Origin of the sequence: Dyella ginsengisoli LA-4 (assembly GCF_000334915.1) — a bacterium.
Classification (GTDB): Bacteria; Pseudomonadota; Gammaproteobacteria; order Xanthomonadales; family Rhodanobacteraceae; genus Dyella_A; species Dyella_A ginsengisoli_A.
Genome location: NZ_AMSF01000062.1, coordinates 1 through 675 on the forward strand (window position 1 = coordinate 1; position 675 = coordinate 675).

The window sequence follows — 675 nt, forward strand, 5'->3', positions numbered from 1 at the left end:
CGTCGAGCACCGCGTCGGCGCGCCCCAGCCGCAGCGCGCAGCCGTCGACGCGGCCGGACAGGCCGACGCCGGGGAGCGCGCGCAGGTTCTCGACCGTCGGCAGCGGCGTGGCCGCCACCTCGGCCGCCAGCCGCGCCAGCGCGCGCGACAGCGGATGGCTGCTGCCCTGCGCCAGCGCGCCGGCCAGGCGCAGGGCGTCGTCGCGCGTGCCGCGGCAGACGACGATGTCGTCCGGCACGAAGCCCGGATGGGTCAGCGTGCCGGTCTTGTCGAACAGGGCAAAGTCCACCTGCGCCAGCCGCTCCAGCGCGGCGCCGTCGGCGACCAGTACGCCGCGCGCGGCCAGCACGCCGAAAGCGCGGGCACGGGTCGCCGGTACCGTGAGCGCGAAGGCGCAGGGGCAGGCGATCACCAGCACCGCCACCGCCGCCTCGAACGCGCGGGCAGGATCGACCAGCAGCCAGCCCAGCGCGGTGAGCAGGGTGAGCACAAGCACGCGCTGGACGAAACGGCTGGCCTGCGGATCGGCGGTCGTCGCGGCGGTCATGCGACCGCCCTGGGCACGTCGCGCCAGCGCGCCGATCCGCGCCGCGGCAGTGGCCTCGCCGCTGTGGCGCACGGTCAGCTCGACCGGCCCGGACAGCAGCACGCTGCCGGCCACCAGCGGCTCGCCCC

General features: G+C 77.2%; 1 pseudogene. It reads right to left on the reverse strand.

The annotated features are described in order from the left end of the window. Nucleotides 1–675 (reverse strand): annotated as a pseudogene (locus C693_RS21920) (HAD family hydrolase); the annotation flags it as partial.